This is a genomic window from Marinobacterium sp. BA1, assembly GCF_041155135.1.
Taxonomy (GTDB): domain Bacteria; phylum Pseudomonadota; class Gammaproteobacteria; order Pseudomonadales; family Balneatricaceae; genus Marinobacterium; species Marinobacterium iners.
In genome coordinates this window covers 1,520,994-1,547,411 of the sequence record NZ_BAAFHC010000001.1, presented here as the reverse complement: position 1 = coordinate 1,547,411, position 26,418 = coordinate 1,520,994, and the positions used below count along the sequence as shown (strand labels likewise).

At 47.9% G+C, this 26,418-nt stretch carries 44 protein-coding genes; 38 read left to right on the top strand and 6 right to left on the bottom strand.

What is annotated here, in order from left to right; translation table 11 throughout:
- The first annotated feature begins 141 nt into the window (after positions 1–141).
- The 15 genes from ACAM29_RS07610 to ACAM29_RS07540 all read left to right on the top strand — a co-directional run bounded on the left by ACAM29_RS07610 (position 142) and on the right by ACAM29_RS07540 (position 8,491).
- Positions 142–465: a VOC family protein gene (locus ACAM29_RS07610; RefSeq protein ID WP_369623750.1), complete on the top strand. Its 324-nt coding sequence runs from the start codon at positions 142–144 to the stop codon at positions 463–465.
- Positions 466–580: 115 nt separating this feature from the next.
- Positions 581–1,036, top strand: coding sequence for an NUDIX hydrolase (locus tag ACAM29_RS07605; RefSeq protein ID WP_369623749.1), 456 nt, complete (start codon positions 581–583; stop codon positions 1,034–1,036).
- Positions 1,037–1,128: 92 nt separating this feature from the next.
- Positions 1,129–1,509 (top strand): hypothetical protein, encoded by a 381-nt coding sequence (locus ACAM29_RS07600; RefSeq protein WP_369623748.1) that lies wholly within the window; start codon positions 1,129–1,131, stop codon positions 1,507–1,509.
- Between the two features lie 94 nt (positions 1,510–1,603).
- Entirely contained in the window at positions 1,604–1,972 is a 369-nt protein-coding gene (locus tag ACAM29_RS07595) for a hypothetical protein (RefSeq protein WP_369623747.1), read from the top strand.
- A 114-nt stretch (positions 1,973–2,086) separates the two neighbouring features.
- Positions 2,087–2,557: a hypothetical protein gene (locus ACAM29_RS07590; RefSeq protein ID WP_369623746.1), complete on the top strand. Its 471-nt coding sequence runs from the start codon at positions 2,087–2,089 to the stop codon at positions 2,555–2,557.
- Between the two features lie 73 nt (positions 2,558–2,630).
- Positions 2,631–3,206 (top strand): hypothetical protein, encoded by a 576-nt coding sequence (locus ACAM29_RS07585; protein WP_369623745.1) that lies wholly within the window; start codon positions 2,631–2,633, stop codon positions 3,204–3,206.
- Positions 3,207–3,403: 197 nt separating this feature from the next.
- Entirely contained in the window at positions 3,404–4,051 is a 648-nt protein-coding gene (locus ACAM29_RS07580; protein ID WP_369623744.1) for a class I SAM-dependent methyltransferase, read from the top strand.
- A gap of 107 nt (positions 4,052–4,158) precedes the next feature.
- Positions 4,159–5,037, top strand: coding sequence for an alpha/beta fold hydrolase (locus ACAM29_RS07575; RefSeq protein ID WP_369623743.1), 879 nt, complete (start codon positions 4,159–4,161; stop codon positions 5,035–5,037).
- A gap of 103 nt (positions 5,038–5,140) precedes the next feature.
- Positions 5,141–5,383 (top strand): type II toxin-antitoxin system Phd/YefM family antitoxin, encoded by a 243-nt coding sequence (locus ACAM29_RS07570; RefSeq protein ID WP_354412235.1) that lies wholly within the window; start codon positions 5,141–5,143, stop codon positions 5,381–5,383.
- Positions 5,380–5,643, top strand: coding sequence for a Txe/YoeB family addiction module toxin (locus ACAM29_RS07565; protein WP_354412233.1), 264 nt, complete (start codon positions 5,380–5,382; stop codon positions 5,641–5,643). Before ACAM29_RS07570 ends, ACAM29_RS07565 begins: the two co-directional genes overlap by 4 nt.
- 143 nt (positions 5,644–5,786) lie before the next feature.
- Positions 5,787–6,044 carry a type II toxin-antitoxin system Phd/YefM family antitoxin gene (locus ACAM29_RS07560; RefSeq protein WP_369623742.1) on the top strand — a complete coding sequence of 86 codons (258 nt, stop codon included), beginning with the start codon at positions 5,787–5,789 and terminating at the stop codon, positions 6,042–6,044.
- Positions 6,032–6,448, top strand: coding sequence for a type II toxin-antitoxin system RelE/ParE family toxin (locus ACAM29_RS07555; protein ID WP_369623741.1), 417 nt, complete (start codon positions 6,032–6,034; stop codon positions 6,446–6,448). Before ACAM29_RS07560 ends, ACAM29_RS07555 begins: the two co-directional genes overlap by 13 nt.
- 26 nt (positions 6,449–6,474) lie before the next feature.
- Complete coding sequence (locus ACAM29_RS07550; protein ID WP_369623740.1) at positions 6,475–6,798, top strand: transposase; 324 nt, start codon at positions 6,475–6,477, stop codon at positions 6,796–6,798.
- Positions 6,749–7,630 (top strand): IS3 family transposase, encoded by an 882-nt coding sequence (locus tag ACAM29_RS07545; protein WP_369623739.1) that lies wholly within the window; start codon positions 6,749–6,751, stop codon positions 7,628–7,630. The genes ACAM29_RS07550 and ACAM29_RS07545 overlap by 50 nt, the downstream gene beginning before the upstream one ends.
- Before the next feature lie 48 nt (positions 7,631–7,678).
- On the top strand, positions 7,679–8,491 hold the full coding sequence (locus tag ACAM29_RS07540) for a DUF4375 domain-containing protein (protein WP_369623738.1): 813 nt from the start codon (positions 7,679–7,681) through the stop codon (positions 8,489–8,491).
- Positions 8,492–8,578: 87 nt separating this feature from the next.
- Here ACAM29_RS07540 and ACAM29_RS07535 read toward each other — a convergent pair whose 3' ends face one another.
- Positions 8,579–9,088, bottom strand: a complete 510-nt coding sequence (locus tag ACAM29_RS07535; protein WP_369623737.1) for a transposase — start codon at positions 9,086–9,088, stop codon at positions 8,579–8,581.
- A 163-nt stretch (positions 9,089–9,251) separates the two neighbouring features.
- On the opposite strand from ACAM29_RS07535, the gene ACAM29_RS07530 reads away from it, so the two are divergent.
- From ACAM29_RS07530 to ACAM29_RS07445, 18 genes are all read left to right on the top strand, one after another.
- The gene (locus ACAM29_RS07530; protein ID WP_369623736.1) at positions 9,252–9,827 is read left to right on the top strand and encodes a hypothetical protein; all 576 of its coding nucleotides are present in this window, start codon (positions 9,252–9,254) and stop codon (positions 9,825–9,827) included.
- Between the two features lie 95 nt (positions 9,828–9,922).
- Positions 9,923–10,081: a hypothetical protein gene (locus ACAM29_RS07525; RefSeq protein ID WP_369623735.1), complete on the top strand. Its 159-nt coding sequence runs from the start codon at positions 9,923–9,925 to the stop codon at positions 10,079–10,081.
- Positions 10,082–10,236: 155 nt separating this feature from the next.
- A complete protein-coding gene (locus ACAM29_RS07520; protein WP_369623734.1) occupies positions 10,237–10,617 on the top strand; it encodes a hypothetical protein in 381 nt (126 codons plus the stop codon).
- Positions 10,618–11,217: 600 nt separating this feature from the next.
- Positions 11,218–11,541 carry a transposase gene (locus ACAM29_RS07515; protein WP_369623733.1) on the top strand — a complete coding sequence of 108 codons (324 nt, stop codon included), beginning with the start codon at positions 11,218–11,220 and terminating at the stop codon, positions 11,539–11,541.
- Positions 11,492–12,193 (top strand): IS3 family transposase, encoded by a 702-nt coding sequence (locus ACAM29_RS07510; protein ID WP_369623732.1) that lies wholly within the window; start codon positions 11,492–11,494, stop codon positions 12,191–12,193. Before ACAM29_RS07515 ends, ACAM29_RS07510 begins: the two co-directional genes overlap by 50 nt.
- A 10-nt stretch (positions 12,194–12,203) precedes the next feature.
- Entirely contained in the window at positions 12,204–12,647 is a 444-nt protein-coding gene (locus ACAM29_RS07505) for a hypothetical protein (RefSeq protein ID WP_369623731.1), read from the top strand.
- A gap of 84 nt (positions 12,648–12,731) precedes the next feature.
- On the top strand, positions 12,732–13,151 hold the full coding sequence (locus ACAM29_RS07500; protein WP_369623730.1) for a hypothetical protein: 420 nt from the start codon (positions 12,732–12,734) through the stop codon (positions 13,149–13,151).
- Between the two features lie 74 nt (positions 13,152–13,225).
- Positions 13,226–13,819, top strand: a complete 594-nt coding sequence (locus ACAM29_RS07495; RefSeq protein ID WP_369623729.1) for a DUF4304 domain-containing protein — start codon at positions 13,226–13,228, stop codon at positions 13,817–13,819.
- Between the two features lie 78 nt (positions 13,820–13,897).
- On the top strand, positions 13,898–14,182 hold the full coding sequence (locus ACAM29_RS07490) for a hypothetical protein (RefSeq protein ID WP_369623728.1): 285 nt from the start codon (positions 13,898–13,900) through the stop codon (positions 14,180–14,182).
- 91 nt (positions 14,183–14,273) lie between these two features.
- Complete coding sequence (locus tag ACAM29_RS07485) at positions 14,274–14,741, top strand: DUF4279 domain-containing protein (protein WP_369623727.1); 468 nt, start codon at positions 14,274–14,276, stop codon at positions 14,739–14,741.
- 102 nt (positions 14,742–14,843) lie between these two features.
- A complete protein-coding gene (locus ACAM29_RS07480) occupies positions 14,844–15,473 on the top strand; it encodes a LysE family translocator (RefSeq protein WP_369623726.1) in 630 nt (209 codons plus the stop codon).
- Positions 15,474–15,745: 272 nt separating this feature from the next.
- Positions 15,746–16,171, top strand: coding sequence for a DUF3995 domain-containing protein (locus tag ACAM29_RS07475; protein WP_369623725.1), 426 nt, complete (start codon positions 15,746–15,748; stop codon positions 16,169–16,171).
- 597 nt (positions 16,172–16,768) lie between these two features.
- Positions 16,769–17,248 (top strand): hypothetical protein, encoded by a 480-nt coding sequence (locus ACAM29_RS07470; protein WP_369623724.1) that lies wholly within the window; start codon positions 16,769–16,771, stop codon positions 17,246–17,248.
- Between the two features lie 36 nt (positions 17,249–17,284).
- Positions 17,285–17,824 carry a hypothetical protein gene (locus ACAM29_RS07465; RefSeq protein ID WP_369623723.1) on the top strand — a complete coding sequence of 180 codons (540 nt, stop codon included), beginning with the start codon at positions 17,285–17,287 and terminating at the stop codon, positions 17,822–17,824.
- A gap of 182 nt (positions 17,825–18,006) precedes the next feature.
- Complete coding sequence (locus ACAM29_RS07460; RefSeq protein ID WP_369623722.1) at positions 18,007–18,366, top strand: hypothetical protein; 360 nt, start codon at positions 18,007–18,009, stop codon at positions 18,364–18,366.
- Between the two features lie 73 nt (positions 18,367–18,439).
- The gene (locus ACAM29_RS07455) at positions 18,440–18,931 is read left to right on the top strand and encodes a hypothetical protein (RefSeq protein ID WP_369623721.1); all 492 of its coding nucleotides are present in this window, start codon (positions 18,440–18,442) and stop codon (positions 18,929–18,931) included.
- A gap of 89 nt (positions 18,932–19,020) precedes the next feature.
- The gene (locus tag ACAM29_RS07450; protein ID WP_369623720.1) at positions 19,021–19,680 is read left to right on the top strand and encodes a hypothetical protein; all 660 of its coding nucleotides are present in this window, start codon (positions 19,021–19,023) and stop codon (positions 19,678–19,680) included.
- Between the two features lie 254 nt (positions 19,681–19,934).
- Positions 19,935–20,345: a VOC family protein gene (locus ACAM29_RS07445; protein ID WP_369623719.1), complete on the top strand. Its 411-nt coding sequence runs from the start codon at positions 19,935–19,937 to the stop codon at positions 20,343–20,345.
- Between the two features lie 34 nt (positions 20,346–20,379).
- Here the strand turns inward: ACAM29_RS07445 and ACAM29_RS07440 are convergent, their stop codons facing one another.
- Positions 20,380–20,766 carry a universal stress protein gene (locus ACAM29_RS07440; RefSeq protein WP_369623718.1) on the bottom strand — a complete coding sequence of 129 codons (387 nt, stop codon included), beginning with the start codon at positions 20,764–20,766 and terminating at the stop codon, positions 20,380–20,382.
- Between the two features lie 123 nt (positions 20,767–20,889).
- Here ACAM29_RS07440 and ACAM29_RS07435 point away from each other — a divergent pair, with 123 nt between their 5' ends.
- From ACAM29_RS07435 to ACAM29_RS07425, 3 genes are all read left to right on the top strand, one after another.
- Positions 20,890–21,753, top strand: a complete 864-nt coding sequence (locus ACAM29_RS07435) for a PA4780 family RIO1-like protein kinase (protein WP_091827569.1) — start codon at positions 20,890–20,892, stop codon at positions 21,751–21,753.
- Positions 21,754–21,845: 92 nt separating this feature from the next.
- Positions 21,846–22,163, top strand: a complete 318-nt coding sequence (gene sugE / locus ACAM29_RS07430) for a quaternary ammonium compound efflux SMR transporter SugE (protein ID WP_091827570.1) — start codon at positions 21,846–21,848, stop codon at positions 22,161–22,163.
- Positions 22,164–22,292: 129 nt separating this feature from the next.
- Positions 22,293–22,883 carry a helix-turn-helix domain-containing protein gene (locus ACAM29_RS07425; protein ID WP_369623717.1) on the top strand — a complete coding sequence of 197 codons (591 nt, stop codon included), beginning with the start codon at positions 22,293–22,295 and terminating at the stop codon, positions 22,881–22,883.
- Here the strand turns inward: ACAM29_RS07425 and ACAM29_RS07420 are convergent.
- A complete protein-coding gene (locus ACAM29_RS07420; protein WP_206841052.1) occupies positions 22,861–23,271 on the bottom strand; it encodes a VOC family protein in 411 nt (136 codons plus the stop codon). The two genes, ACAM29_RS07425 and ACAM29_RS07420, sit on opposite strands and share 23 nt — an antisense overlap.
- A 146-nt stretch (positions 23,272–23,417) precedes the next feature.
- Here ACAM29_RS07420 and ACAM29_RS07415 point away from each other — a divergent pair, with 146 nt between their 5' ends.
- Positions 23,418–23,882: a hypothetical protein gene (locus ACAM29_RS07415; RefSeq protein WP_369623716.1), complete on the top strand. Its 465-nt coding sequence runs from the start codon at positions 23,418–23,420 to the stop codon at positions 23,880–23,882.
- A 71-nt stretch (positions 23,883–23,953) separates the two neighbouring features.
- On the opposite strand, the gene minE is transcribed toward ACAM29_RS07415, so the two are convergent.
- The 3 genes from minE to minC are packed head-to-tail and all read right to left on the bottom strand — an operon-like array spanning position 23,954 to position 25,803.
- Entirely contained in the window at positions 23,954–24,202 is a 249-nt protein-coding gene (minE, locus tag ACAM29_RS07410) for a cell division topological specificity factor MinE (protein ID WP_091827573.1), read from the bottom strand.
- A complete protein-coding gene (gene minD / locus ACAM29_RS07405; RefSeq protein ID WP_091827574.1) occupies positions 24,202–25,014 on the bottom strand; it encodes a septum site-determining protein MinD in 813 nt (270 codons plus the stop codon). Before minD ends, minE begins: the two co-directional genes overlap by 1 nt.
- A 33-nt stretch (positions 25,015–25,047) precedes the next feature.
- Entirely contained in the window at positions 25,048–25,803 is a 756-nt protein-coding gene (gene minC, locus ACAM29_RS07400; protein WP_369623715.1) for a septum site-determining protein MinC, read from the bottom strand.
- Between the two features lie 176 nt (positions 25,804–25,979).
- On the opposite strand from minC, the gene ACAM29_RS07395 reads away from it, so the two are divergent.
- Positions 25,980–26,351, top strand: a complete 372-nt coding sequence (locus tag ACAM29_RS07395; protein ID WP_354410693.1) for a glutathione S-transferase N-terminal domain-containing protein — start codon at positions 25,980–25,982, stop codon at positions 26,349–26,351.
- The last annotated feature ends 67 nt before the right edge of the window (positions 26,352–26,418 follow it).

Below are 26,418 nucleotides of genomic sequence, written 5' to 3'. Positions count from 1 at the left end.
TCTTTTCCTCTATTGTTCGGGTCTTGTGTGGAATTTGATTTCCATAACAAGGCGCTCAAGATCGTTCGTTTCACTCACTGGGACCTCCGCAGCTACGCTGCCACGGCCCCTTAGCACGGCGTTATGGTCTTTAGGTGAATCATGGAAATCAACTTGCTCGTCTTGCGGTGCGGAGAATTGGAAGCGAGTAAGCGGTTTTACGAACTGCTAGGGTTTGGCTTCGTCAGGGAGAAACATGGCGATGGACCTCTGCACTATTCGTCGCAAGATGCCGGCTTTGTGTTTGAGCTTTATCCGTTGCGGGAGAATGAGCAAGCTTGCAACTCTAGGGTAGGCTTCTCGGTGAAAGACATACAGCAGGTTCTCTCCCAAGTGGCAATTACGAGCCAGCATGAATTCAATGGCAAGCAGATCTACATCGTTCGAGATCCTGATGGACGAAGTGTCGAGCTTCGTGAGCAATGACCATAACAATACGCGTAACACGGATGCCCTTTACGCCGCTCCGCTCTGTAAAGGTCACCGGTGCGCTCTGCGTTAGGCCAATCCAATCAAGGTACTTAGTTCACTTGGAGCAGAAATGGAAGTCAGAAAATCTTCTAGATTATTTATCGTAGATAGCGAAGGACGCCTTTTGCTATTTTTATACAAGGACGAGCATCAAGCACCATTCTGGGCGACCGCTGGCGGCGAGCTTAAATCAGGAGAAAGCTACACTGATGCTGCCGCACGGGAGCTATACGAGGAAACCGGACTTACTCTAAAAATTGGACATCTCCTGAAAGAGCGAGATGAAGTATATGCCGTAGCACGCTCAACACCTGCGCGCTGGCTAGAAAAATACTATCTAGTAGAGTGCCCAATAAATACAAATATATTCGCGGCAGAATGGACCGACGAAGAAAAGTGCACCATTCAAAAATGGAAATGGTGGAGTATAAAAGAAATGCAAAATGAGAATCCAACGATATTCAAACCCGAGTGGATTCCTGAGCTTTTGAGCGCAGTATTGAGCCAGCGCCAACATTGCGCCTAACAACTGGTTCAAACCGTTCGCTACTCTCACTGGAACGGGCTAAAGCCCGCCCCTTAACCAAACGTTAATGTGCAAAAAGAAAGGAGGCATTAATGAAATACGGACTTTTTCTTCTAACGGCGCTAGCTTTTTCTATTCCGGTAGCTGCTGGTCCTCTGACATTTGATGAGGCAAAAGTTAGGGCAGACTCTTCGGAAAGTGCTTTGTCTTCTCCCGATATCCAGAAGTTGGTAAACGCTCAAGGGGAGCTTGCATCACGTGCCTTCCCGGTTTGTGTCCAACGAACAAGCTCAAATCCCACCGACTTCACTGTGGTGGTTCAAATAGATATACGAGGGTCTGTAGTACATTCTTGGCGCGAAGGTGAATCTAGATTCGCTCAGTGCTTCCAAGAAATTATGGAAAAATCGTTTTCATATAGGCCGCAAGCAGAGCCGTTTTTCACAGCATTTGAGTACACAAATGAACATTAACAAGGCACTGAAAATCGGTCGCTACGCTCCCTGGGACCTCAATAGCTTCGCTATTTCGGCCCTTTAGTGCGGCGTTATATTTCACGGAGGTAATGTGCAAAGGAGAAGGATTGTCATTCTAGGCTCTATCGGAGTAACTGTAATAATTAGCTTGGCTGTAGCTGTATACTTTTCGATAGCAATTGATAATCGAAAACAAATGGCAATAGACCTTTTAACTAAGCCAGACGGGAGTCTCAATTACAACAATTTAGAAATCCTGCTTAACGAAAAATATATGTCGAGTTCGGGTTTTGAAGGTGTTGTAGAGTTTGTAAAAAATTATGGTGGGGTCTGCACTGAGCATGTTTGCAGGTTGCCCGTAGCTGGTACTTTCTGTGTCATTGAAAACGCTATAATTACGTTACAAGCCACAGAGCATTCAAAATATTTAAACGTGGAGAGGCGCCTAGATGGGTGCTAAAAAATATAACAATCACATCAAAAATCGCTCCACTGCGTTTCGCTGGACGTCGCTGACGCTCCGCCTTTTATGTGAGCGTTATATTTTTCAAGACAACATGCCTTGGAGTAAGAAATGGAAATAGTTCTAGGCTGGTTGGTTAATGTTCTAACCTTCGGATGGAAGAAAAGAAGGGAAGCCGATATTGAATTATTCAATAGACTGTATTCCCAGCTCAAATTTAATAGTGATTCTTGTATTCTTTTGAGGGATCAGGACTTTCATAATTCATTCTCATTTAGCTACCTAAAACCATTGAATAACATTGTCGAAGATTGGGAATATCCAGATGCCAAGTTTCATTCATGGCTCGTAGAGAGAAAGAAGAAAGCTTTCCTACAAAATCTTCGTGAATTTCTTAACGAACTTGAGCTACACACTGCTATGGAAGCCAATGGCCAAATTTCAATTGGGCTGAAGGATAATGATATGCGTGGAAATTCTGAGAAAAAGGAAATAATTAAAAATCTCAACAGCCTTAAAGACCAAACCTATAAATCTTATGTAAAGCTATTTAAGAAGTTTAAACGTGAGTTAAATGCATAAATATAACAATCGTCGGCATCCGACGCATACTGCGCGGCTGCTTTAGGCGTTATATTTTACAAGGAGTTAAAAATTGTATTCCCTAGAAATTGTAAGCCGAAGAGCAAGGCTATATAGAAAGCTTGCTTTTTCATTTGTTGCTTTCGTTGTGTTAATTATTGCTGCACTCTCTGCCTTTCTTCTTACATACACGAACACAACTACACATACTTGGGAAGAACTAATGCCTAATGTTTACATTAGTCCTCTGGATATTAATGAAAAAGAAATTCCTGAGGAAATACACTCTGAAATAAGAAATGTAAAAGGTTCAATAGGTTTGCTCGAAACCAAATTTAAAGAATTTGTCGATTTTAAAACATCAACATATTTTGACTTGATATTTATCGGAATCACTCGAATAGGGGCTATTCTACTTATCTTATACTTGGTTAAGCTTATTGTTTCATTTACTAGATATTTATTTAGAGTGGCTGATCACTATGATTATGTCGCAGACATTATGTATCTGTCAGAAAATAACGACTCAATACCAAAGGATAAGCTCATAGAGTTAATGAGCCCTAAGCATATTGTTTTTGATGGTATGCCATCAGATTTTCAGGATAAAACCATGGATATTCTAAAAGAGCTAGTTGCCAAAAAGTAGAATATAACAAGCGGCTGTAGCATCGGCCGCAAAAAAGCGCGGCCTGGACGCTCACTGCGTTCGCGCCGCTAAGCCGAGCGTTAACCGTCCGAGTTACCCACGAACAGTAGACACCTTCTATAGTAAGGTGGACTTACCCCGGTGCGGACGGTGGCATCGCTGGCCGTCAGTTACGAACAACAACGAGAGAAAGGCAGATGAGCGAGCACGATGCACGGTTTTGGGACCGGGCCGCCAAAAAATACGCAGCCTCTCCAATTGATGACGAGGCGGGGTTCGAGATGACGCTGGCGCGCACGCGTGCGTTGATGCCGCCCGACGCACGGGTGCTGGAACTTGGCTGTGGCACCGGTACGGCAGCCCTGTGTCTGGCTGATTCTGTGAAAAGCTACGTTGGCACGGACATTTCAGCGGGCATGATCGCCATTGCACAGGATAAGCTGGAAACAGCCCACCAAAGCGGCTTGAATGCGACGTTGGCGTTCCGCCGGGCAACCGCCGATACCTTGGCCCGTGAGGGTGTACAGTATGATGTGGTGCAGGGGTTTAACTACCTGCATTTGGCAGGCAGTCTGCCTGTCGTGCTCGCTCAGATTCACTCGATGCTTGTGCCGGGTGGGCTGTTCATCGCCAAAACCCCTTGTGTCGGTGATATGAATCCCCTTATCCGTCTTGCCATCCCGGTTATGCGTCTCGTGGGCAAGGCCCCGAGCGTCGTGACCATATGCTCCTCGGGTTCATTGGTACAAGCGATCGGTGAAGCGGGGTTTGAAATACTTGAAAACGAACGGCACGGCACGAAGAAAAGTGACTACTGTCCCTTTATTGTCGCTCGGGCGACCTGACTCTGCCTGACCTCAGGCATGCGGGAGTGCGCGCTCCCCGTGCCGCTGCGGGTTTAAGGGTGTATCCCTGACGCGAAATCAAAAATGGTCATGAACAGGAAAAGAACATGAAAAAACAGCTGCTGGTCTTGCTGATACCCTTCCTGCTATTGGCAGGATGTGCGACTGGCCCGTCTGCTCTCCGACATGATGTCGCCGTGTCGTATGACGCCGAGCGTATTGCCTATGATGTGGCCGGAGAGGGCGAAACAGCGCTGATTTTCGTTCACGGCTGGAGTTGTGACGGGCGCTACTGGCAAGAGCAGGTCCCGGTATTCGCGAAGGACTATCAGGTCATTACGGTCGACCTGGCAGGGCATGGGCATTCCTCACTGGAGCGATCCGATTATTCAATGTTGTCCTTCGCGCAGGATGTAAAAGCCGTTATGGACAGGGAAAACATTGGTCGCGCGGTTCTGATCGGGCACTCGATGGGAGGTGGCGTGATTGCCGAGGCAGCCAGACTCATGCCGAAGAGGGTTGTGGGTATTGTCGGGGTCGATACCCTGCAAAACGTTGGGGAACTTACACCTGAGAGCGTCATTGAGGAGATGGTAACGCCATTTGAGTCTGATTTCAGAACGGCGACACAGGGTTTTGTTTCACAAATGTTCCCGGCAGGCACCGATCAACAGCTGATGAACTGGATAATGGAAGACATGTCATCAGCGCCCAAGGCGCCAGCCTTGAGTGCCTTTCGTAATTACCTGGGGCAGTATGTCAGCGGAGACGCCGCCGCTGTCTTCAAGGATGTCAGCGTTCCTGTGGTCTCAATAAATGCACGACTATGGCCGACCGCATTTGAAGACAACCAAAAGCATATTAAAGACTATCAGCTTCTCTATATTGAGGATTCAGGCCACTTTCCCATGCTGGAAAGGCCCGACGCCTTTAATGCGCTGTTACAACAGGCCATTGAAGCAATTGAAACGCGCAATGGCATCTAGCCTTTGCATCACATGCGTGTCGGTGTCTCCGCTGGCGTTCGTCTTGACGTACGTACTCGAAAGCGTACACTTGGTGAAAAGTTGAACACGCAAGAGGTGCGTCATGACCGGAATTACAGCCACTGAGGCGCGCAGCAACCTTTATCGGTTGATTGACGAGACCGCCGAATCCCACCAGCCAATCGTCATCATGGGTAAGCGGAATAAAGCCGTCCTGGTTTCCGAGGAAGACTGGTCTGCAATTCAGGAAACACTTTACCTGCTCTCCGTGCCCGGTATGCGGGAGTCTATTCGTGAGGGTATGGTTACTCCCGTGGATGAATGCGATGAGGAGCTGAACTGGTGACATGGAAGTTGGTTTACACCAAACAAGCCCAGAAGGACGCAAAGAAGCTGGCCTCCAGCGGCCTCAAACCAAAAGCCGAAGAGTTATTGGCACTCATTGCAGAAGATCCGTACCGCAAGCCACCCCCGTTCGAGAAGTTGATTGGTGATCTTGCGGGTGCCTATTCACGCCGAATCAATATCCAGCACCGTCTGGTATACCAAGTGCTTGAAGACGAGAAAGTGGTAAAAGTCCTCCGTCTCTGGAGCCACTACGAATGATGCATAACCAGTCGCTGTTGCCGGACAATTTCTCCACCGCTTCGCGGCTACAAAATTGCCGCAAAGCTCTATGTTAGCTGTGATTTCCTCGCTCGCAAAAGTGATACTATAGTGCCACTATCCGTCTGATTCAGGGTGCTCCTATGAAAGTTGAGCTTGTTACAAACCTTAAGCGCCAAGCCACAAAAATCCTGGCTGACCTGCACCAGTCTAAAGAGCCGGTACTGATCACCGAGCATGGTAGGCCATCCGCATACCTTGTCGATGTGCAGGATTACGAGTTCATGCAACGTCGCCTTGAGTTGCTTGAAGGGCTCTCGCGGGGAGAGCGTGCTGTACTTGAAGGAAGAACGTACAGCCAAACTGAGGCCAGGGAGAAAATGAGTAAATGGCTGAAGTAATCTGGACGGAGCCTGCGCTTCAAGAACTGGATGCCATCGCTGAGTACATTGCTCTGGATAATCCTGTTGCTGCAGGTCATCTGGTTCAGAACGTTCTCGATAAGACCGGGCGTTTGGAAGAATTTCCCCAATCTGGACGGATTCCTCCAGAACTCCCTGATTCGGTCTACAGAGAAGTCGTGGTTCTACCGTGCCGTATTTTTTATCGTGAGGATGAGCAGCAGGTTCTCGTCCTCTATGTCATGCGAGAAGAGCGGCAGCTTCGTGCATACATGCTTGGGAAACAGCTAACCAGGCGCGTCACTCGGATGCCTTTGTCTCCGCTTCGTTATGCCAAAATCACCGGTGGCTTCGGCGTTAACAATCCGAGTTACCCACGAACAGTAGACACCTTCTATAGTTAGGTTTACCCCTGACGCGGAGGTGCAAGATGGCCAGGAAAAAGTACCAGCACTATACCGATGAGTTTCGCCGTGAGGCCGTAATACGTGCTGATCAACCCGGACATACGGCTTCATCAGTGGCGAAGGAACTGGGGATACATCCCGGGCAGATCTACAACTGGAGACGCCAGTTTACCCGGTTGTCTGAGAAACAGTTCAACAGTCTGAATGGGGTGGATTACTCCAAGCCGGAGAGTGATGAGGTCCGGCAGCTGAAACGCGAACGAGATGCCTTGAAAAAGGAGCTTGAGTTCGTACAAAATGCAGCTGACGGATGGCCGCCCCCGTACTTTGCAAGTCAGCACGATTAAAGTACGCTCTGATTCAGGAGTATCGAGGGCAGTATGCGATACGGTTGATGTGCCGATTTCTGGATGTATCGGCTTCAGGATTGTCAGCGCTCGTGTGCGCAGGCGACAGATCATGGAAGAGCAGGTTATGGATACCTTTGCCACCTACAAAGCCCGTTACGGGGCACCTAGAATCGCTCAGGAGCTGAATGCTCTGGGTGTTGACTGCTCTGTTAATTATGTCGCCAAAATCCTGAAACATAACGGTATCCGGGCGCGTAATGGTAAAGCCTTCAAGTACTCGCCGAACACCGAAGCGATGACGGGCGTCGCCGATAATCTTCTCAAGCGTCGTTTCAACGCAGACGGTCCGAACCAGAAGTGGACCACCGATATCACCTATATCTGGGTCAGGGATCGTTGGCTGTACCTGGCGACGGTGATGGACCTGTATTCCCGCAGCATCGTCGGTTGGGCGCTGGATACCAGCATGACCGAACAACTGATCACGGATGCCCTACAAATGGCGTTTAAGCGCCGTGATATCGAGCCTGGTTTAATCATCCACTCAGATAGGGGCGTCCAGTACCGCTCCAACCGCTATCAAGCCTTGATGGAGCGTCATGGCTGTCGGCCCAGTATGAGCCGCAAAGGGAACTGTTGGGATAATGCGGTGATGGAGTCGTTTTTCAGCCGACTTAAGGTAGAGCTGATCTATGCTGAACACTATCGAACGGTTGAAGAAGCGAAATCAGGGATTTTCGAATACATCGAAGTATTTTATAACCGCATACGTAGGCACTCGGCTTTGGGCTATGTCAGTCCGGCGGAGTATGAGCGCAAATGCGCATAACTAAAGTGTCTACTTTTTGTGGGTAGGACCAGCGAAAAGGATAGCGAGATGATTCTAAAGCAAGTAACTATCACTAAAGAGAGCATGGAAGATGAAGATCCATATGGAGTAATTCTTTCAAATATCGACATCATTAATGACTTACTTAGTAACCATGTTCGCCATGATGAAATCTGCATTCAATCATTAAAGAGCTACTATGTTGATTATTACTTAGCCCAATTAAACAACGGAGGATTTTCTCAGTTTGTTTACAACTCCAATTGGAATGAATCAATGATCAGCCTAATACTTGATGGATTGAAAGATATTGGGGCTGTAAAGAACCTAAAGCTTTTCCGCAAGTCGGCTAAAATCGTTTCTGGGATGTCGAAGAAGAACTTTGAAAGGTTCTTGGAAGGAGAATACTTCGGAAACTTTCTTCAAATTAATCATTTAAATAAGTTCGACGACAATTTTTTTACCCTGCAAGAGACAGAAAACCTACTTCAGTTAAATTCAGATTGGTTGAAATCTCTGCCTTCCCTCAAAGTAGTAGAACAAAGTGAAAGGGAAGCATATATAAAAAAATTAATTTCTTTAGTCCCCGATTTGGAAGAGCGAAGTAAAGCCGCGTTAGAAGCAGAGCCTAGATACAAGAAAATTATGCGTGCTCTCTGTGAAGCAGCAAACCAGACACTCGAACATGAAACTGCAGCTAGCCATAAAGAAATTGATGGGCAGACAACTTGGGCATTTCATTTCATAACTAATGAAGGACATCATCATATGATTGATTTCAATGGCAAGGGTGTCATGTTCAAGGGGCATACGGAAGAAGTAGTTGTAGAAATAGATGCAAATGAAGAATACGGCACCTAACAAATGACTGTGGTGTCTAGTTAAATATTTAAGCCATGTTTTCGCCCCATCGTGTTTCATTCTTGAGCATGGTGTTGAGCACCACGATCAGTTTGCGCATGCAGGCAATATAGAACCGTGCAGGGCTTTGGGTAAGATCTGGAGGCGATTTTTCCCCATGGTCTGCATTTCGAGCAACTGAGTACGCCGAACAAGTAAGTCTTTGATCAGTCGAGACTTTTTGTCCTCGATAGGTTTGATTTTAGGCTGGATAGTTGCAGCATAATGGGCGATGAGATTAGCATCGACCTTATCTGTTTTGGCAAGTATGCCGATGACCTGAGCGTAGCGTCTGACACTGATGGGGTTAACGACAACAATAGGAAAATTGGCCTGGTCACAGGCGAACACGAAGGCGTACCCATAGTGCCCTGTGGCTTCGACCACAATGCGTTTGATATTGCGCTTTTTAAGTACGTGAATGACCTTGAGAATGTTTTCCTCGTCGTTCGGAATTTGGAAATGGAGGTCCAGCGGATGCAGGACGATATCGAGTTTGGATTTGCCGACATCAACGCCGACGTTGATTTCAATTTGGCTTTCTGTATGTATGGTCATAAGCTAACTCTGCCTTGCTATGCGGGCTCGGGACCTGTGATGCCCTTTGGGTGCCGATGACTGTTCGAGTTATCGCTAACGAGTCATGCAGCGCTACGCACTTGTTATCGGTCTCTCGCAAGAGGAGCCGGCGCTACACCGAACTGCTGCATGAAGGCCCTCAATGGCCGTTGAGGGTGGGTCCCAATTTACCCGGAACACGCAGAGAATTATCCATACAAGTTTGTCAACAGGAAATTTCTTCTACGCTCAGTTTTCCGGTGGCTTCGCCAATTTAAAGAAAAGATCCAATACAAAAAAATACCTGTTACAAAAGCGTTATACATACCTAAACTATCGAGGAAACCTTATGATTCCTAAAAATCTAGCATTCGTGTTTTTTATAGCCATCACAATGAGCGGCTGTGCATCTGTATCGTCGTCTTCCGTTCCGGAGGTCGCTTTGTCTGAACAAACTATTGGTCCCATATTCATAACGCAGACTGAATTGCCGCCTGAAGTTGAGTATGAGGTCATTGGTCAGGTAAAAGCTAACGCACGGAAAGGCTATGATAGTGTTGTCACTTTGTATCCTCTGCTTGCCAAGGAGGCGAGAAAAATCGGCGCAAATGCCGTCATTGGTGTATATGGTGGCAGAACGGTTTCGGCTTTTTCGTGGGCATCACCCTATACGGGCGGGATGGCAGTAAAGGTTAAAAACACTGATTCTCTAAGATCTCTTGAAGGAAAGTTCTTTTAGATGCATAACAAATTGCAGTATTACGCTGCCTGCGGCGCCGGACACCCGTACCTCGCGCCGCTGTGTAAAGGTTTACGATTCGTAGGGAGATCAAAGTGATAAGGAAAGCCGAAGCAAGGGATGCAGAAGAATTCTGCAATGTTATTCGCACTTCAATTATTGAGCTTTGCGCGCTTGACCACCATGGGCGTAAAGGAGAGTTGGAAGCGTGGTTGAATAAAAAACAACCGAAAATTGTAAGAAATGGATTTTAAATGAAGGCTAAAATACATTCGTAGCTGAGAAAAATGGGAAATAGTTGGTGTTTCCCATATAGGTCACAATAGGACACCTATTTCTCTGTTATGTTATACCTGAAGTAAAGGGGTTAGGGATCGGTGGGCAGTTGCTATCTGAGTCTGAGAATAGTGTGACCCGTCTAGGAATTCAATCGTTTAGTCTTGAGAGTACTATTGCTGCTAAAGGTTTTATAAACATTATGGCTACATTTCTAATAATAAAACATAAAGCTGTCTTGAATATACTAAGTCAATTAAATCATAACCAGGCCAAGCAGAGCGACCCACTTTCCGTTCCGCCTTTGGCTGAAAAAAATGGTCGCCTGTTGGCGGAGTTGAATGTAATCTATGAAAAGAAGAGTAAATTTTTTATCAATGATAAGTCTGTTGGTTATCCCTCTTGTGATATTATCGGCAGATGTGATCTGGGGGTGGGAAGCGGCCCTTATTGGGTTCGTTGTATCAGCGATAGTGCTCATGTTTCTTCAGGTTATCTTGCTCAGGTGCCCTAGCTGTAAGCACAATATATTGAAGACAAAAAGCGGTTATTACCTTTGGTACTCAAAAAAATGCAGGTACTGCGGTCATGACTTGGAAAATTAACTATTTAAAAAAATAATTGTAGTTGTCGCGCAAGCTGTCTGGTAACTACACAGCTGGGGCTATTAAATAAGGCGTTAAGGCACATAAAAGGAAATAAAATGAAGCTAGGGATTGCTAAGGTTATTGAAGTCTCAGGAGCTATACTCCTTGGGCTCTTTTTATATGCGGTAATCTACCCCAGTATTCCTCCTTCCAGCTCCTCGGAAATAAACGTACAAGGTGTAGCATGGGGTGCGGGTATCGTGTCTCTAGTAGTATTGGTGATTCAACCCAGGATCAGGCTACTAAAAATTCTTGCATGGCTTGCCCTTTGCGGGCTTACAGCAATGGTGTTTGCATGAGCCACAGCCTTAACAAGCAAAGCAGCACCGCCCACTATGGGGGCTGGGCCTACATTTCAGGGCTTCGCCCCTACTTCATGGCGGTTGTTTGTGGCGTTAGTTTCCCGAGTCACCCACGAACAGTAGACACCTTCTATAGTTAGGTTACCCCTGACGAGGAGGTGCAAGATGGCCAGGAAAAAGTATCAGCACTATACCGATGAATTTCGCCGTGAGGCCGTAATACGTGCTGATCAACCCGGACATACGGCTTCATCAGTGGCGAAGGAACTGGGGATACATCCCGGGCAGATCTACAACTGGAGACGCCAGTTTACCCGGTTGTCTGAGAAACAGTTCAACAGTCTGAATGGGGTGGATTACTCCAAGCCGGAGAATGATGAAATCCGACAGCTGAAGCGCGAGCGTGATGCGTTGAAGAAGGAGCTTGAGTTCGTACAAAATGCAGTTGACGGATGGCCGCCCCCGTACTTTGCAAGTCAGCACGATTAAAGTACGCTCTGATACAGGAGTATCGAGGGCAGTATGCGATACGGTTGATGTGCCGATTTCTGGATGTATCGGCTTCAGGATTGTCAGCGCTCGTGTGCGCAGGCGACAGATCATGGAAGAGCAGGTTATGGATACCTTTGCCACCTACAAAGCCCGTTACGGGGCACCTAGAATCGCTCAGGAGCTGAATGCTCTGGGTGTCGACTGCTCTGTTAACTATGTCGCCCACATCTTGAAACATAACGGTATACGGGCGCGTAATGGTAAAGCCTTTAAGTACTCGCCGAACACCGAAGCGATGACAGGCGTCGCTGAAAACCTTCTCAAGCGTCGTTTCAACGCAGACGGTCCGAATCAGAAATGGACGACCGATATCACCTATATCTGGGTCCGGGATCGCTGGTTATACCTGGCGACGGTGATGGACCTGTACTCACGCAGCATCGTCGGCTGGGCACTGGATACCCACATGACCGAGCAGTTGAATACCGATGCGCTGCAAATGGCGTTCAAGCGCCGGGCTATTGAAAACGGTTTGATTATTCACTCTGACCGGGGTGTTCAGTACCGCTCCAATCGTTATCAGGCATTGATAGAGCGGCATGGTTGTAAACCAAGCATGAGCCGTAAAGGAAACTGTCAAATAAACTAAAAGGATACTTATGAAATTAAAAATTTTGATATCTACTATTTTATTCCTTGTTTCTTTTGAATCTTTTGCCTATCAAAAAGAGATAGATAAGTTTTTCAAACTTTACGAAGAAGGAAAAATCGTTGAGGCAGTAGACTCTATTTACTCAACGAATAAATGGATGGGCAATAAGAGTGATGAGATTCAAAATGTCAAAACTCAGATGCAAAATTTGCAAAATCTCGTCGGCGAGTATCATGGTAAAGTAAAGTTGGGTGAAGAATCATTAGAAGACAGACTTACTTACATATCATATTTAACAATGTTCGAGCGTCAGCCAGTTAGGCTGGAATTTGTTTTTTACCGCCCTAAAGATAAATGGATAATTTACTCCTACTCGTTTGACGACAATATAGATGAAGAGTTGATTGATTTCTCTAGGAAAAAAATAGTTGGTAGGATGGAAGGCAGCTAACAATTGGTTCAAACCAGCTAGCTGGGACGGGATAAAGCTAGCTTTTTCACCAAACTTTATGTTTCTTAAAACGAGAGTAAGAATATGAGTTGGGATATTTTGATCATGAATTATAGAGGGAACCCCCCTCGTGTTGAGAATATGACCGATGATGATCGACCATTCTGCATAGGAAATGCGGGCCATGTGCGTGAATTAATTAACAAACAACTCTCAGGAGTTGATTGGTCAGATCCATCATGGGGTATATACAAAGGAGAAGGGTTTTCTTTAGAGTTCAGTATCGGAGCGGAAGATGAAAAAGATTCTTTTATGGTTCATGTTCGTGGAGGTGGAGATCCTGTGGCAACACTCATGAAAATTTCGAACCCAAATGATTGGTCTTTATTAGATTGTTCCTCTGGTGATTTTATTGATCCTAACCGTCCAGAAAAGTCAGCATGGGGTGACTTCCAAAAATACCGTGATCAAATTATTTCAACAGAATCAGATAATAAAACATAACAAGAGGCAGCAGCAACGCTCACTGCGCGTGCTGGAAAGGCTGCCGCTGTTCCTGGCGTTTAGATACAGAAAGTATGAGTGAAATATACAAAAAAATTGATGAAGTTATTAAGCTCGGTCTCGCTAGCTTTATGAAATCCGAGGGCTTCAAAAAATCAGCACGCAACTGGCATAAGCAAGAAGGCGATAACTGGTTGGTCGTCAATGTGCAATCGAGCAGCGGAAACATAGGTGCTGAGGGGGCATTCACCATAAATCTTGGCGTTTACAATGCTGAGATATCCTCTCTAGCCGGGAAAGCCCCTCTCACTGGAAAGCCAAAGGAATACGAGGCCACCGTACGTGAGCGTGTTGGGGTACTGGCACACGGTGTTGACCACTGGTGGAAAATAGAAAAAGAGTCTGAACTTAGCCATATAGCACAGGAAGTAGTGGAGGAAATGAAGAACTATGGTGTCCCTTGGCTCAATACTCATCAATCCGTCTCTGCCATAGCAGAGAGTCTTGAACAACAGCCTTCTTTAGAATCACTTTCGGCAGCGTTTTTATCGGGTGGCGAGGCAGCTGCAGTTTTAAGATTGAAAAAAGCAATTGAGTCACGTCCAAGAGCAAAAAACAGGTATGTTTCTTGGGCAAAGAAAGTAGGTCTTAACAATGATCTGGGCTAACAATTTGCTCAATTTCGTTCGTGTAGTTCCCCAATTTAGTGGACACCCCGATTTAATTAAGACCTTATGAGTGCTGATATGAAACATCGATACTCTGCGTTCGATACTATAATTATAACTGGCTTTGTTCTTATAATGGTCGCAATGGCAATGGCCATTTTTATCAAGAATACTGAACTTTTTGAAATTCTCATCTCTCTGGGCATGTGGGTCATCATATCTTTTTTAATTTTGGTTTTTGTTCATAGCGCCATCAAAGGGGTTCCAAGAAATAAAATAAAGATACCCAAGGGGTTAGCCGTGCTCACATTTAGCATCAGTGGGGTATTGTTTTTTTCTGCCTGGCTGGTGGGCAGTACATGACCAGTACAAGCAATGCGACGCCCACAATATTGCGCTTTCACTCCATTCCGTGGGCGTGGATGCTACAAGCGTTAGACTCATAGGAAGCCCAATGCAGTTGCACGAAATTGACGATCATTACATGACTTGTACAGGCACCTACGCCACTCTTCGGATTACGTCCGAAAGAAAGGGCCCTGATGCTATCTCTGTTCTAATAGGTTGTGAGCCAACTCGTAGTTTCGAAAAAGGTGAGCAGAGAACGAGGCGAACCGATGTGAAGAATAGATACTATCCGTGGCACGGGTGGTTTTTTTCGACTAAAGGACTTAGCGAATCCAGGGATTGCCGGCGCCACCTTGAAATTCTGCTTGCTGGACCGCTTAAGGACACTGGGATGTTGGAATATCTTAGAGATCGTGGTTGTGAGATGTCTGTGGCGATTATGTATTGTTACACTCAAGGTGGTCCTACTATCTCTCCCGATCAGATGCGCGGATTGGCAGCAGCGGGGGTAGATGTCTGGTGGGATTTGTATCACGAACCGGAGATTCAAGGCGATGAATCCGGCTGCTGTTAAATGGCCTAACCAGTGCACGCACGGTGAGGCCCACTACATTGTGCCTTCGGCTTCATTCCGTAGGCGCGCATGCTGCAAGCGTTAGCGTTTACGAGACGTCTCATGGCAATTGAATCCTGGTTTGCATTCGTCGTCGCATCGGCGGTCCTGTTGGTGATTCCCGGCCCGACAATTTTGGCCGTCATCAGCTATTCAGTTACTCACGGTCGTCGCGCGAATATTCCTTTGGTGGCAGCTGTTGCGCTTGGTGACTCCACCGCATTGTTTGCCTCACTCGTGGGGTTGGGGGCATTGCTTGCGGTATCTGCTTTTTGGTTTACAGCTGTGAAAGTGGTTGGTGGCTTGTACCTGCTTTACCTTGGGGTTAAGTTGTTTCGGGCGGGGTTTTCAGCCATCGATATGGCGGAGCCGGCACCTGATTCCTCACGCTTGAAGTTATTCGCCAACACGTATTTGGTGACCGCGCTTAATCCAAAGGGTATTGTTTTTTTCATGGCCTTTTTACCTCAATTCATTACGCCGGGTGAAAACGGGGTGTTTCAAATGTGGCTACTTGCCGTCACATTTGTTGCTTTGGCGACCCTTAATGCCACGCTTTACACGGTTTTCGCATTATCCGCTCGTCGGCTGCTTGTCTCGCCCAAAGCACAGCGTAGATTTAATCTTGCTGGTGGTACCCTGCTTTCAGCAGCAGGCGTGTGGGCATTGCTGGCCAAGCGTCCGACCGTGTAGAAGCAAAAAATGGCTGTTGTCAGACGCTTTGCTAGCAGGGCCTTCCAAGGCCTCGCTCTTTCGGCCCTTTACGGCGGCTTTAGATTGAGAATGTGACGGTATTACTAGTGTCAGTCACTATCCGGGGTATTGTTGAGTTACTGGCACATCTTTGGAGTGGGAAGGGGCTTCCAACCTAACCAATGCAGGCACAGAAACGCCCACAACATTGCATCTTCGGCTCCGCGCCTTGATTGTGTATGCTGCAAGCGTTATATCCAATGGAGGGAACTATGGAAACAATAGCGATCCTACTCGTCGTATCGTTCGCCGGATTGGCGGCATTGCATTTGTATTGGGCGCTCGGCGGAAAGTTCGGCATGTCAGCTGCTCTCCCTGAGATAGATGGAGCACCAGCCTTCATGCCTGGAGCAGCGGCAACGATTGCGGTTGCATTCGTGCTCACTGGCTTCGCCCTAATCGCGCTGGTCCTCGGGTTTGGAGCCAGTAACGCCGCTACGCTCACTCCTTATGCTGTCTTTCTCGGCTTCGCAGTCGGGGGCGTGCTCGTCCTGCGAGCGATAGGAGAATTCAAGTATGTTGGTTTCTTCAAACGTGTGAAAGGCTCGAAGTTTGCAACGTATGACAGCTGGCTGTTTTCGCCTTTCTGTCTGTTGGCTGGAGGGGCATTCTTAACACTGGCGGCAGGTAGTCTATAAATGACAGTTAACTTTCTGGGCTATCCACGAGCAGTAGACACCTTCTATCAATAGGTTTACCCCTGACGAGGTGCAAGATGGCCAGGATAAATATCAGCATTGCATCGAGGAGCCTCGCCGCGAGGCATTCAGACATGCGGTAGTTGACGCCTGTACGAGAAGACTTGAAGACGGAGCGTGAATTTGTAAAAAAGCAGCTGCGTACTTTGCGAGCCAACACGAATTAAAGTACGCTCTGATACAGTCGTATCGAGGGCAGTATACGATACGGTTAATGTGCCGGTTCGGGATGTATCGGCCTCAAGACTTTACCCCTGGTTGGACCGGGCTTCAGTGCCTGTGTGCACAGGTGACAGATCATGGAAGATAAGCTATGGATACATTTGCCACCTATCAAGCCCGTTACAGGGCGCCTGGAATCACTCAGAAGCGCAATGCTCTGGGTGTCTACAGTTCTCAGTACTTTTCCAATCGCTATCAGGCATTGATAGAACGCTATGCATCTAAACCAAACATTAGCTGTAAAGGAAACGGCTGGGATAATACCGTAATAGAATCAATTATCAGCCGACTTAAGGTCAGCATATAAGGTGATTTATGTCAGCCCATTATAATTTATTGTTATCACTGCCACTGGAAATATCTTTAGCTGCTGATAATTCTTCTGTGCTGGATTTTGTTTTCAATGATAATAGTTCTGAGCCAACTGATTTTCCAGATCATCCGTTCTTTGAAAACTTTAATCCAATAGATCGTTTTCATAATTCTTACAAAAACTTTGTATCAGGCGCATGGAAATCAGATTTTTGGATACAGAAGGATCCAAGCGGCAATGTGTGCAATGCAGGTATTAATCTTTGCTTGCCTGGAAATAAGCTAGAAGGCGTTTGGCAAGATACCCTTCCTCTTGTTCATTGGTTGGCTTCAATGTCATCAGCAAAAGGAGCTGTCGGTATCGTCGTTGCGGAAGATTTTAGCGATGATGAACCTATGGTACTAATTGTGTGTGACAGGAAATTATTTATTTCTGCATCTAAGCATGAAGAATTGTACAATTTTGATGGTGCGCTATTTTAACCATTTTTTTAATTAAAAATTAATATGGAGGTTTAAATGGATAATTTACCCGGTTTTGTAAAGGATTATATTGAATATTTGGAAAGATTAGATTTGGATAAAAGAAGTCTTGAAGAAATAAAAAATGATGTTACTGGTCAAAATCAGTCTAAGGTTCCGTGTTTTGAAATGTCTCGATTTATGAGATTTAGCTGGCATGGTGTTATCAGTCCATCTATGAAAAGTGGCTGGCTAGAGCGAACTATAAAACCAAAGCTTGATTTGGAAGACCTTCATCAAGGAGTTCTTGATTTCTATGACGAGTCTGATTTGGATGGTACCTTGAAATCACTCAAAAACCTTTATGATAAAGGTATTGATGAAGACGATCTTTTTAGAGTTATACGAGAGTCCCAGAAAAGTATATTAGGAAGCTTGTTTATGACGATAGATGGAACAACAGATAGTTGTGCAGGTAGCTTTTTTGAAACTAAAATTGAAGATGATGAGATAGTTCCCAAGCGTCGTTTTTATAATATGGAAGATTTTTTTCTCGACTATGACCCTATAAAATTAAAAAATAAAATACCTGACTAATAAAATAAGGCTGGTACGCGTGGAAGCTGATACTGAAACGAAGCAGAAGTCGTTGCCATCCGGATGGATGCTTGAGTCCAGCAGACATTTGTACGTAGCAGACTATATAGCTTCTTAGGTGTTAGCCGTACGATACCTCAGCCTTGGAAAATGCTGAGAATCCCATTCAAGGAGAGAGTAATATGCAAGAGATAATCAAAAAAACCTTTGGTGGACTTTCCACGCAATACTACATACGTCAATTATTTTTCGGCTCCCTATTTGCCGTACTGATATTTTACGTAGTTATCACTGGCGGTAGATCGATTCAAATCAGCATGATTGCACTGCTTGCAATCAACACACTTCTTTATCCATACTCGCGTTTTGTATATGAGAGTATTGTCAACTTCGTCATGGGAAATAATGTTTTCTTTTTGAATGCCGTACTCATGATTGTCGCGAAAATATTCACAATGATGCTTTGCTGGGGCTTTGCAGTATTTATAGCTCCTGTTGGCTTAGCGTATCTTTACTACCATCACAGTAAAACTTCCAGTTAGAAAATAGACTGGATTTTTTCTCTGCACTTGCTGGCAAGATTTGAAACCAAACGTCAAAAAATTAAGGGTCTATATGATGAAAGAAAAATTTAATTCGCTACGGGATAAATTCCCAGAGATCTCAACGCTGCTGCGACCACCCACTACAGATTCTACTTTGTTAGTTAAGGCAAAGTCTCTAGACTTACCAAATGATTACTATGATATTTACTCAATGTTTGATGGGGAAGAAGACAACTCCAATGGTGTGTTCGGGCTACATAAGCTATTACCACTTAGTGAGTCTCTTGCAAAACAAATTACTGATAAAGATGAACTGAAAGATATACCCAATAAATATCAGTATGATCTATTCGTTCCAGTATTTAAAACCCCCGGGAGACAAATGATTGGATATGCAAAACATGGAGATGAATGGGACTTTGCGGAGTATGATATTTGGTTGAGCAAGCACCAGGAAGAGTCAGTGAATGGCTTTCTCCATGTTTTTTTTGATAAGCTAGAAAAAGATGGTTATACAACTGAAGACGGCATTAATGGTTTAATCGATATAGACGAAATGTAAAAAGCAGGAAGCACTTCCGTCACGACGGGACTTTATTTAAAGGGCGGAATGACCATTGAAGGTTTTTAATATAAAGAGGAGTTATAATTATGGGGTTTGATGTTACATTTCATTCAATTTCAGAAGCTGAATTAGAAAAATATGTTTTTGATGTTTTGAATGATCCAAGTTGTGCAGAGCATAGAGCCAAAGAGATTTCTCAGGGCAATAATGATAAGTTTGAAGATATGTTTAGGATATATGATAATGCCTTGCTCTATTGGTATCGTGAAAGAAAAGATTCTGAATCTCAAGAAATTGGGGTTGAAAATTTTTCGAGTACATTTTCTTTAGGGATAGCTGCCTTATCCGGTTATTTACACCCGTTTTGGTATTCTCGAGATGGTGCACTTTCGCTTTTGGCTAATGAAAGGCCGGAGTTGAAAAGTTTTTTTAATGGTTATACCAAGATGGAAAAATCACCTCTCGGTTCATTCAATGAAGGTGAAGACTTCACTTTCAAGTCTAATTATTCAGCATCTAGTGTTATAAATGATGTGCCAAGTCTAAAAGAATGGTTAGAAAATAATAAAGATTTTGTATCTCATAGATTCGAAGCGGATGGACTGGATTCACTATGCAGATCAGTTGATTACTGTATGGAAAATGATCTTCTCTTTCTGGAGGCATCAGATGTGGTTGTACCATTTAAAGATCAGAGCTTTAGTGACTTAGATAACTTTAAAGCGCACTTTCTTAAAAACATATAAATTCCAATAACTTATATTGCTCTTTTAAGCGGACTAGAGCCTGAAAAGCTATGCTTTTAGGTTCTATGACCGAAAATAATGATCAATATACATAAATACATTATCTTTATTGGTGGGATAAACATATATGTCAGCGGAGACGCCGCTGTTACAACAGGCCATTAATGCAATTGAAACTAGCAATGACATCTAGCCTTTGCATCACATACGTGCCGGTGTCTCCGCTGTTTGAGATACCGGCACTGGAGGAACCGATGGACATTAAATGCATTTCAGGATTTGCCACGATAACCCGAAACCCTGCTGCAAGTGCCTCGCTGTATGAAGGACTGCTGGGGTTGCCGCTGGAGAAGATTGATAATTATCGCTTCATGGATAAATTCCCCGGGGCAAACCATTTTGGTGTCTGGCCGCTTGCCATGGCCGCCCAGTCCTGTTTTGGGCAGGATGAATGGCCCGAAGGGGTTCCTGTGCCTACCGCCACGGTTGAATTTGAGCTGGCGGATGCGGCATCTGTCGAGGCGGCTGTAGACGAGTTAAAGGCGAAAGGGCAAGCATTCGTTCATACCGCCCGAACTGAACCCTGGGGGCAGACCGTTGCCCGGTTCATGAGCCCCGAGGGGGTATTGGTGGGGCTGAGTTATGCGCCGTGGCTCCACGAGTGAACGCCTGACCATCGCTTCAGTCCGACCCCGGTCATCAACCCAGATTGACGACTAACAGGTCAGCTTTAACAGTGTTAACCAGCTTGGGTACGGCGCTGAAAAAGCGGCTGACCAGGTTGTGGTGGTGGCCACAGACGACCAGGTCGATATCGCTGTTCTCGACTAAGCCCGCGACCTTCATATGCAGGTCGCCAATGACCGTTATAATCTCGTTCACGGGGTAGCCACAGTCATCGGCAAGCGTTTGCAGCTGCGCCTTCAGGCGCTCTTCATCATCTGGATATGATCTCAGGTGGTCTGTTTCCACATACACAATTGAAAGTTTGCTGTTGGCCGGTTGGGCTTGCTCGATGGCTTTGTCGATCAGCGTCTTGCTGACTTCAGACAGGTCCACGGTAACCAGAACATGTTGGTAGCTCATCATTTTTCTCCCAGTCAATGGGTTCGGCATCTGTCATAAGCTTAGCAGCTCAGGGTCATGGTGGCCGTTGACCCTTTAACGGTACAATGAGGCTTTTTACCGACCCATACCGGCAGGCGCTATTTGAAAATCCCCGCACGTTTACAACCTCTCTTCAATGATGGCCTGATCGATGAAGTCATCAGCCGCCTCATGAGCGGCAAAGAGGCCGACATCTACATTGTTCGGTGTGGCGATACCATTCGCTGTGCCAAGGTCTATAAGGATGCGGTCAAACGCAGCTTTAAAAAGGCAGCGCAGTATCAGGAAGGGCGCAAGGTGCGCAGCGGACGACAGGCGCGCGCTATGGAGAAGCGTTCAAACTATGGGCGCAAGCAGCAGGAAGAGGTCTGGCAGAACGCCGAAATCAACGCGCTCTCGACACTGGCCAGAGCCGGTGTACGGGTACCTGAAACCTATGGTTGCTTTGATGGCGTGCTGTTGATGGAGCTGGTTACGGACGATGCCGGCGATGTCGCACCGCGACTGGCGGATGTATCGATGTCAGAAGAGCAGGCCATTGAAGATCATGCCCTGATGATGCATTACATCACGCTCATGCTGTGTGAGGGCATAGTGCATGGTGACCTGTCGGAGTTCAACGTGCTGGTGGATGATTACGGCCCGGTGATCATCGACCTGCCGCAGGCGGTCAACGCGGCGTCCAACAACAGCGCGCAGGCCATGTTCGCCCGCGACGTGAATAATATGCGTCGCTATTACGGCCAGTACGCGCCGGATTTGCTGAATACACAGTACGCGAACGAAATCTGGGCGCTGTTTGAGGAAGGTGAGTTGACCCCGGATTCTGAACTGAGCGGTGAGTTTGAGGATGAGGGTGATGACTCCGATGTGGATGCCGTGCTGGAAGAGATAAAAGCGGTGCTGCAGGAAGACCAGCAGCGCCGTGAGCGTTTGCGTGAGGCGGCTGACACCTCGGACCTGTAAACCTTTATAATGAGCCAAAATCAAACAGATGTGGGGACGACCCCACCTCTCTGCATTCCATTGGGGACGGCCCCACGCAAGAGAGGTGTTGTATGAGCTGGTTGATTCTGTGTCTGGCAGGCTTGTTGGAAATAGGCTGGGCCATCGGCTTGAAGTATACCGAGGGCTTTACTCGGTTCTGGCCCAGTGTGGCGACGGTTGTCTCACTGCTGGTGAGTTTTGCGCTGCTCGGCATTGCCATGCGCTCCCTCCCGGTAGGGACCGCCTATGCGGTGTGGGTCGGTATCGGGGCTGTCGGTACAGCCGTGCTGGGCATGTTGCTGTTTGGCGAACCCACTGAGCCGCTCAGGCTGGTCAGCCTTGGGCTGATCTGTGCCGGTATTGTGGGGCTGAAGCTGGCACATGGCTGAGCCTTACTGCTAAGAGGATCTATGGACAGCATCATATATCAATGGAGTGTACAGTGCGGCAAAGGGGAAATGTCTGTGCTGCCGGACGGCTGTCGCGACTTGATTGCCATCAGTTCTCAAGGAGGGCCTGTGAGTTTTATCTGCACAGGGCTGGATGCAAGCCCCAGACATGTGGTTTGTGAGGGCGAGACCCGGTTTGTGGGGATACGTTTGGCGCCTGGTGTTTCATTTCCCTGGGAGCGCGCTGAGTCGAGTGCAAAGTATAGTGACCAGCCGTTGCTTGATGCTGCCGCGAGGCTGGACCATGAGGCAGAGCCGGCCGATATGCAGCAGTGTCTTTTGGACGTAATGGAGTACGCGCAACTGCCACCCCAATGGCTGGCAGATTGCCTGCAGGAGTTGAATGAGGGACGATCCATTAGCCATCCCCGCAGCGAACGCAGTATCCGCCGCGGGGTTCTGGATCTTACCGGAGCATCACCTCGCTTCTGGAAAGGGCTTGGTCGAGTAAGGCGTGCTGGCCTTGCGATTGTGCAGTCGGACCTGCCATTGGCAGACATTGCTTTGGCCCATGGTTACGCTGATCAGGCACATCTGTGCCGGGACGTGCGCCGCTGGCTCGGAGTCACTCCAGCCAGACTGCGGCAGCAGCCAGAGGCCGAATGGGTCGGCTTGGCGTCACCGGATGCGTTTTCAATTATTGCGAATCGTCAAGAATGAAACGCTGAAAGGATTCATCTGGCGCAATTGGATGGTAGCAATAGATCATGGTTCCGGCCGGATCCTTGAGGCCAAAACCGCGATCTCCCCATGGGTGGTCTTCAAGTGGGATCTCCACGGGTAGTCCAGCGGTTCGGTGCAGACGTTCATGGACGCTATCAGCGTCAGAAACCCTCAGATTAAGGCACACACCACCGGTAAACGTGGTCATGCCGTCCTGCGGTAGCATAATACAGAGTTCAACATCAGAGTCGGTTGTGCCAAGACGCAATACCACATACCAGCCACAGTCGAAGACCGGACGTGCGTTAAAATGCGTTTCGTAAAAGTGGCGAGTCTCTTCCAGGGCGGGCGTTACGAGAGTCATGCTGGCTGATCGAATATCCATATCTGTACCTGTATAAATTAAAATGATGCAGTGTGTGCCGAAGGCTGCACACAAAAATAGGACAAGGGCTTTGTCCCGTATTGAATATATTGGCCAAATCGGAGCAGCACACAGTTGCGCGGTAGGCTAGCTGACGAGGAGTAAGTGTGGGCGTGAACTGGAGCGTGAATGAGGGTCGGAATCCTTATGTGGCGGAAGAGTCGGCGGTTGGGTTGGTGTTTCACGCCGCCGAATCAAGCGCGGTCGACGATGTGGCAGTGAAGGACGTTGTTGAAGCGGCACTTGAGCGAGCGGTGGCGTGTCTCGATGCGAACGTCAAAAACGAGTCACTTTATTTCATGGTAGAGTGGGCGCCTTCATGTTCCGTTTTGCGGCTGGCGGTTACGGATGCAGGTAAGGTACAGGACTCGCGAGAGGTGGTCGTCTGTCAATTTCCGGCGTTGAATACGGTGCTGCAACAGGCGGAAGATGGGCCGGCAAGGCTTGAAGCCTTTTCTGACAAGGTCAGCTTCTGGGCCAAGGACTATCTCTCGACCAGTACCGAATTCATGAACTATTCGCTGGTTGCACTGTACGCCACGACGGTACGGGCAGAGGCGGTTCTGCTCTAGACGGAGACCCTCAACCTTTGGTTTAAAAAGCCCGCAGATGCGGGCTTTTTAAACCAGGATAGGTGCAGGCGTCAGCTCTTTTCCGGCAGGGTGACGTTCAGCTCCAGGATGGAGCAGTCTTCATCCAGATTGACCTGTACGTCCTGCGGCGATACATCCACATACTTGGCAATCACGGCCAGAATTTCCTGCTGCATCTGTGGCAAGTAGTCAGGCTGGCTGCGCTGCGAGCGTTCGTATGCGACCAGTACCTGCAGCCGCTCTTTGGCAACGCTGGCCGAAGACTGCTTCTTTTGTCGAAAATAACTCAGAATACCCATCAGCCCTTCCGTCCAAATACCCGGCTCAGGAAGCCTTTACGCTGTACATCGAGGAAGCGGTGCTCCCGGTCCTCGCCGAGGAAGCGTGCAATTGCATCGTCATAGGCCTGCCCGGCATCACTGTCGTCGTCCATGATAACCGGAACGCCCTGGTTGGATGCCTTGAGCACGGCTTCTGATTCTGGAATAACACCCAGCAGCGGGATCGCCAGAATGTCTTTCACGTCTTCAACGCTGAGCATTTCACCCGCCATAACCCGCCCCGGGTTGTAGCGAGTCAGCAGCAAGTGCTCTTTTACACTGCCACCCTGTTCGGCCTTGCGGGACTTGCTCTGCAGTACACCCAGAATGCGGTCGGAGTCACGTACCGAGCTGACTTCGGGGTTGGTGACGACAACAGCGGTATCGGCGAAATAGAGTGCCAGTTGGGCACCTTTTTCAATACCGGCAGGCGAGTCGCAGACGATGTAGTCAAAGGTCTTGGCCAACTCGTTCAGCACCGTTTCCACGCCCTCAACGCTGAGCGCGTCCTTGTCACGGGTTTGTGAAGCGGGCAGGATGAACAGGTTATCGGTGCGCTTGTCCTTGATCAGAGCCTGATTGAGGGTGGCTTCCTGATTGATCACGTTGACAAAGTCGTAGACCACGCGGCGCTCGCATCCCATGATCAGGTCGAGGTTGCGAAGACCCACGTCAAAGTCGATCAGAACGGTTTTGAATCCGCGCAGGGCAAGGCCGGTACCGATAGCGGCACTGCTGGTGGTCTTGCCAACGCCTCCCTTGCCTGAGGTGACTACGATGATTTCAGCCATGCGTGTGTGTCCGTGTAAATGGATCGATGTTAATTAAAGTGCGACTGTATCCAGTCGTGAACCGCTGAGCAATGCCTGAGCAGGTTTCTGCCAGTGCTCGGTCTGCAGATCTTCGCTGGTCTTGAAATAGCCGGCGATGGAGATCAGTTCGGCCTCAAGGCTCTGGCAGAAAATGCGTGTGTTTTCGTCACCGCTGACCCCGGCCATGGCACGACCGCGCAGAGGGCCGTAAACATGGATATGACCGTCGGCCATCACCTCGGCGCCGGCGCCCACAGATGACAGAATCACCAGATCGCAGCCGCGGGCATAGATCTGCTGGCCGGAGCGTACCGGCGTGGTCACGATTTTGGCAGCGCGGGCCGGAGCAGGTTCTGGTGCCGTTTCAGCTTCTGCAGCGGGCTGTCTGGGCGATGGTTCAGTGGCTGGCACCGGTGCCGGCTCGGCCACCCGGCGCTGCTGGCTGAAGTCGGCCATTTGCAGCTGTGCACAGAGTTCGGTGGCGCTGCCCGGTTCGGCCTTGATTCCCACCGGCATGAGTGTCTGTTCGCGGCACAGCTCAATCAATGCCTGTACCTCAGCGGCACTGGGCAGCTGTGGCAGCTGCTGAAGATTCAGCACTACCGGCATACCGTTGAACAGCATCGGGACGCGTGCAGCGTGAGCTGCCAGCTGGGGAGCCAGCAGAGCCGGGTCTGATTCAAGCAGGATCAGTTCGTTCAGGGCCGCACGGGTACTCTTGAATTGGAAACCGGTGCTGGCGGTAGATTTGGATTCAGCCTGGGCCATAGTCTGTAACGCTTCACTTTCGCTGGTTGCGCTGGGGTGTCAACGTGGTGTCAAAGGCGCTAACAATACCATGGAGCGCGGGGTGGCTGACAGGGGGCAAATGGCGACGGCGGTTTTTTGATCTCGGTCAATGGTGTAATATGCGCCATCACTTCTAAACAGGAATCGATGTCACGATGAAAGCCGTCCGCTGGATTCTGGGCCTGATTGTTATGGCTCTGCATTTTCTGACTTTGCCACGTCGTGGCAAGCGCACCCCGCAGCACCAGCAGCAGGTTGAAGAAGCGCTGGGCAGCCATTCTCTGTATCAGCTGCCAACCTGCCCGTTTTGCGTCAAGGTGCGCCGTGCCATGCGTCGCCTGAACCTGCCGATCGAGCTGCGTGACGTACGCGCCGACGGTCGTCACCGCCAGGACTTGATCAATGGCGGCGGTAAAATGAAAGTGCCTTGCCTGCGCATTGATCATGAAGATGGCCACAGTGAATGGATGTACGAGTCTGACGAAATTGTCGCTTACCTGCAGCGTCGTTTTCCGCTGGAGCCCTGAATTCTCAGGGCTTTTCAATAAAGTTATAAAAAACTTATTTTTTATTCCATCGATTCTGGCTATAGTT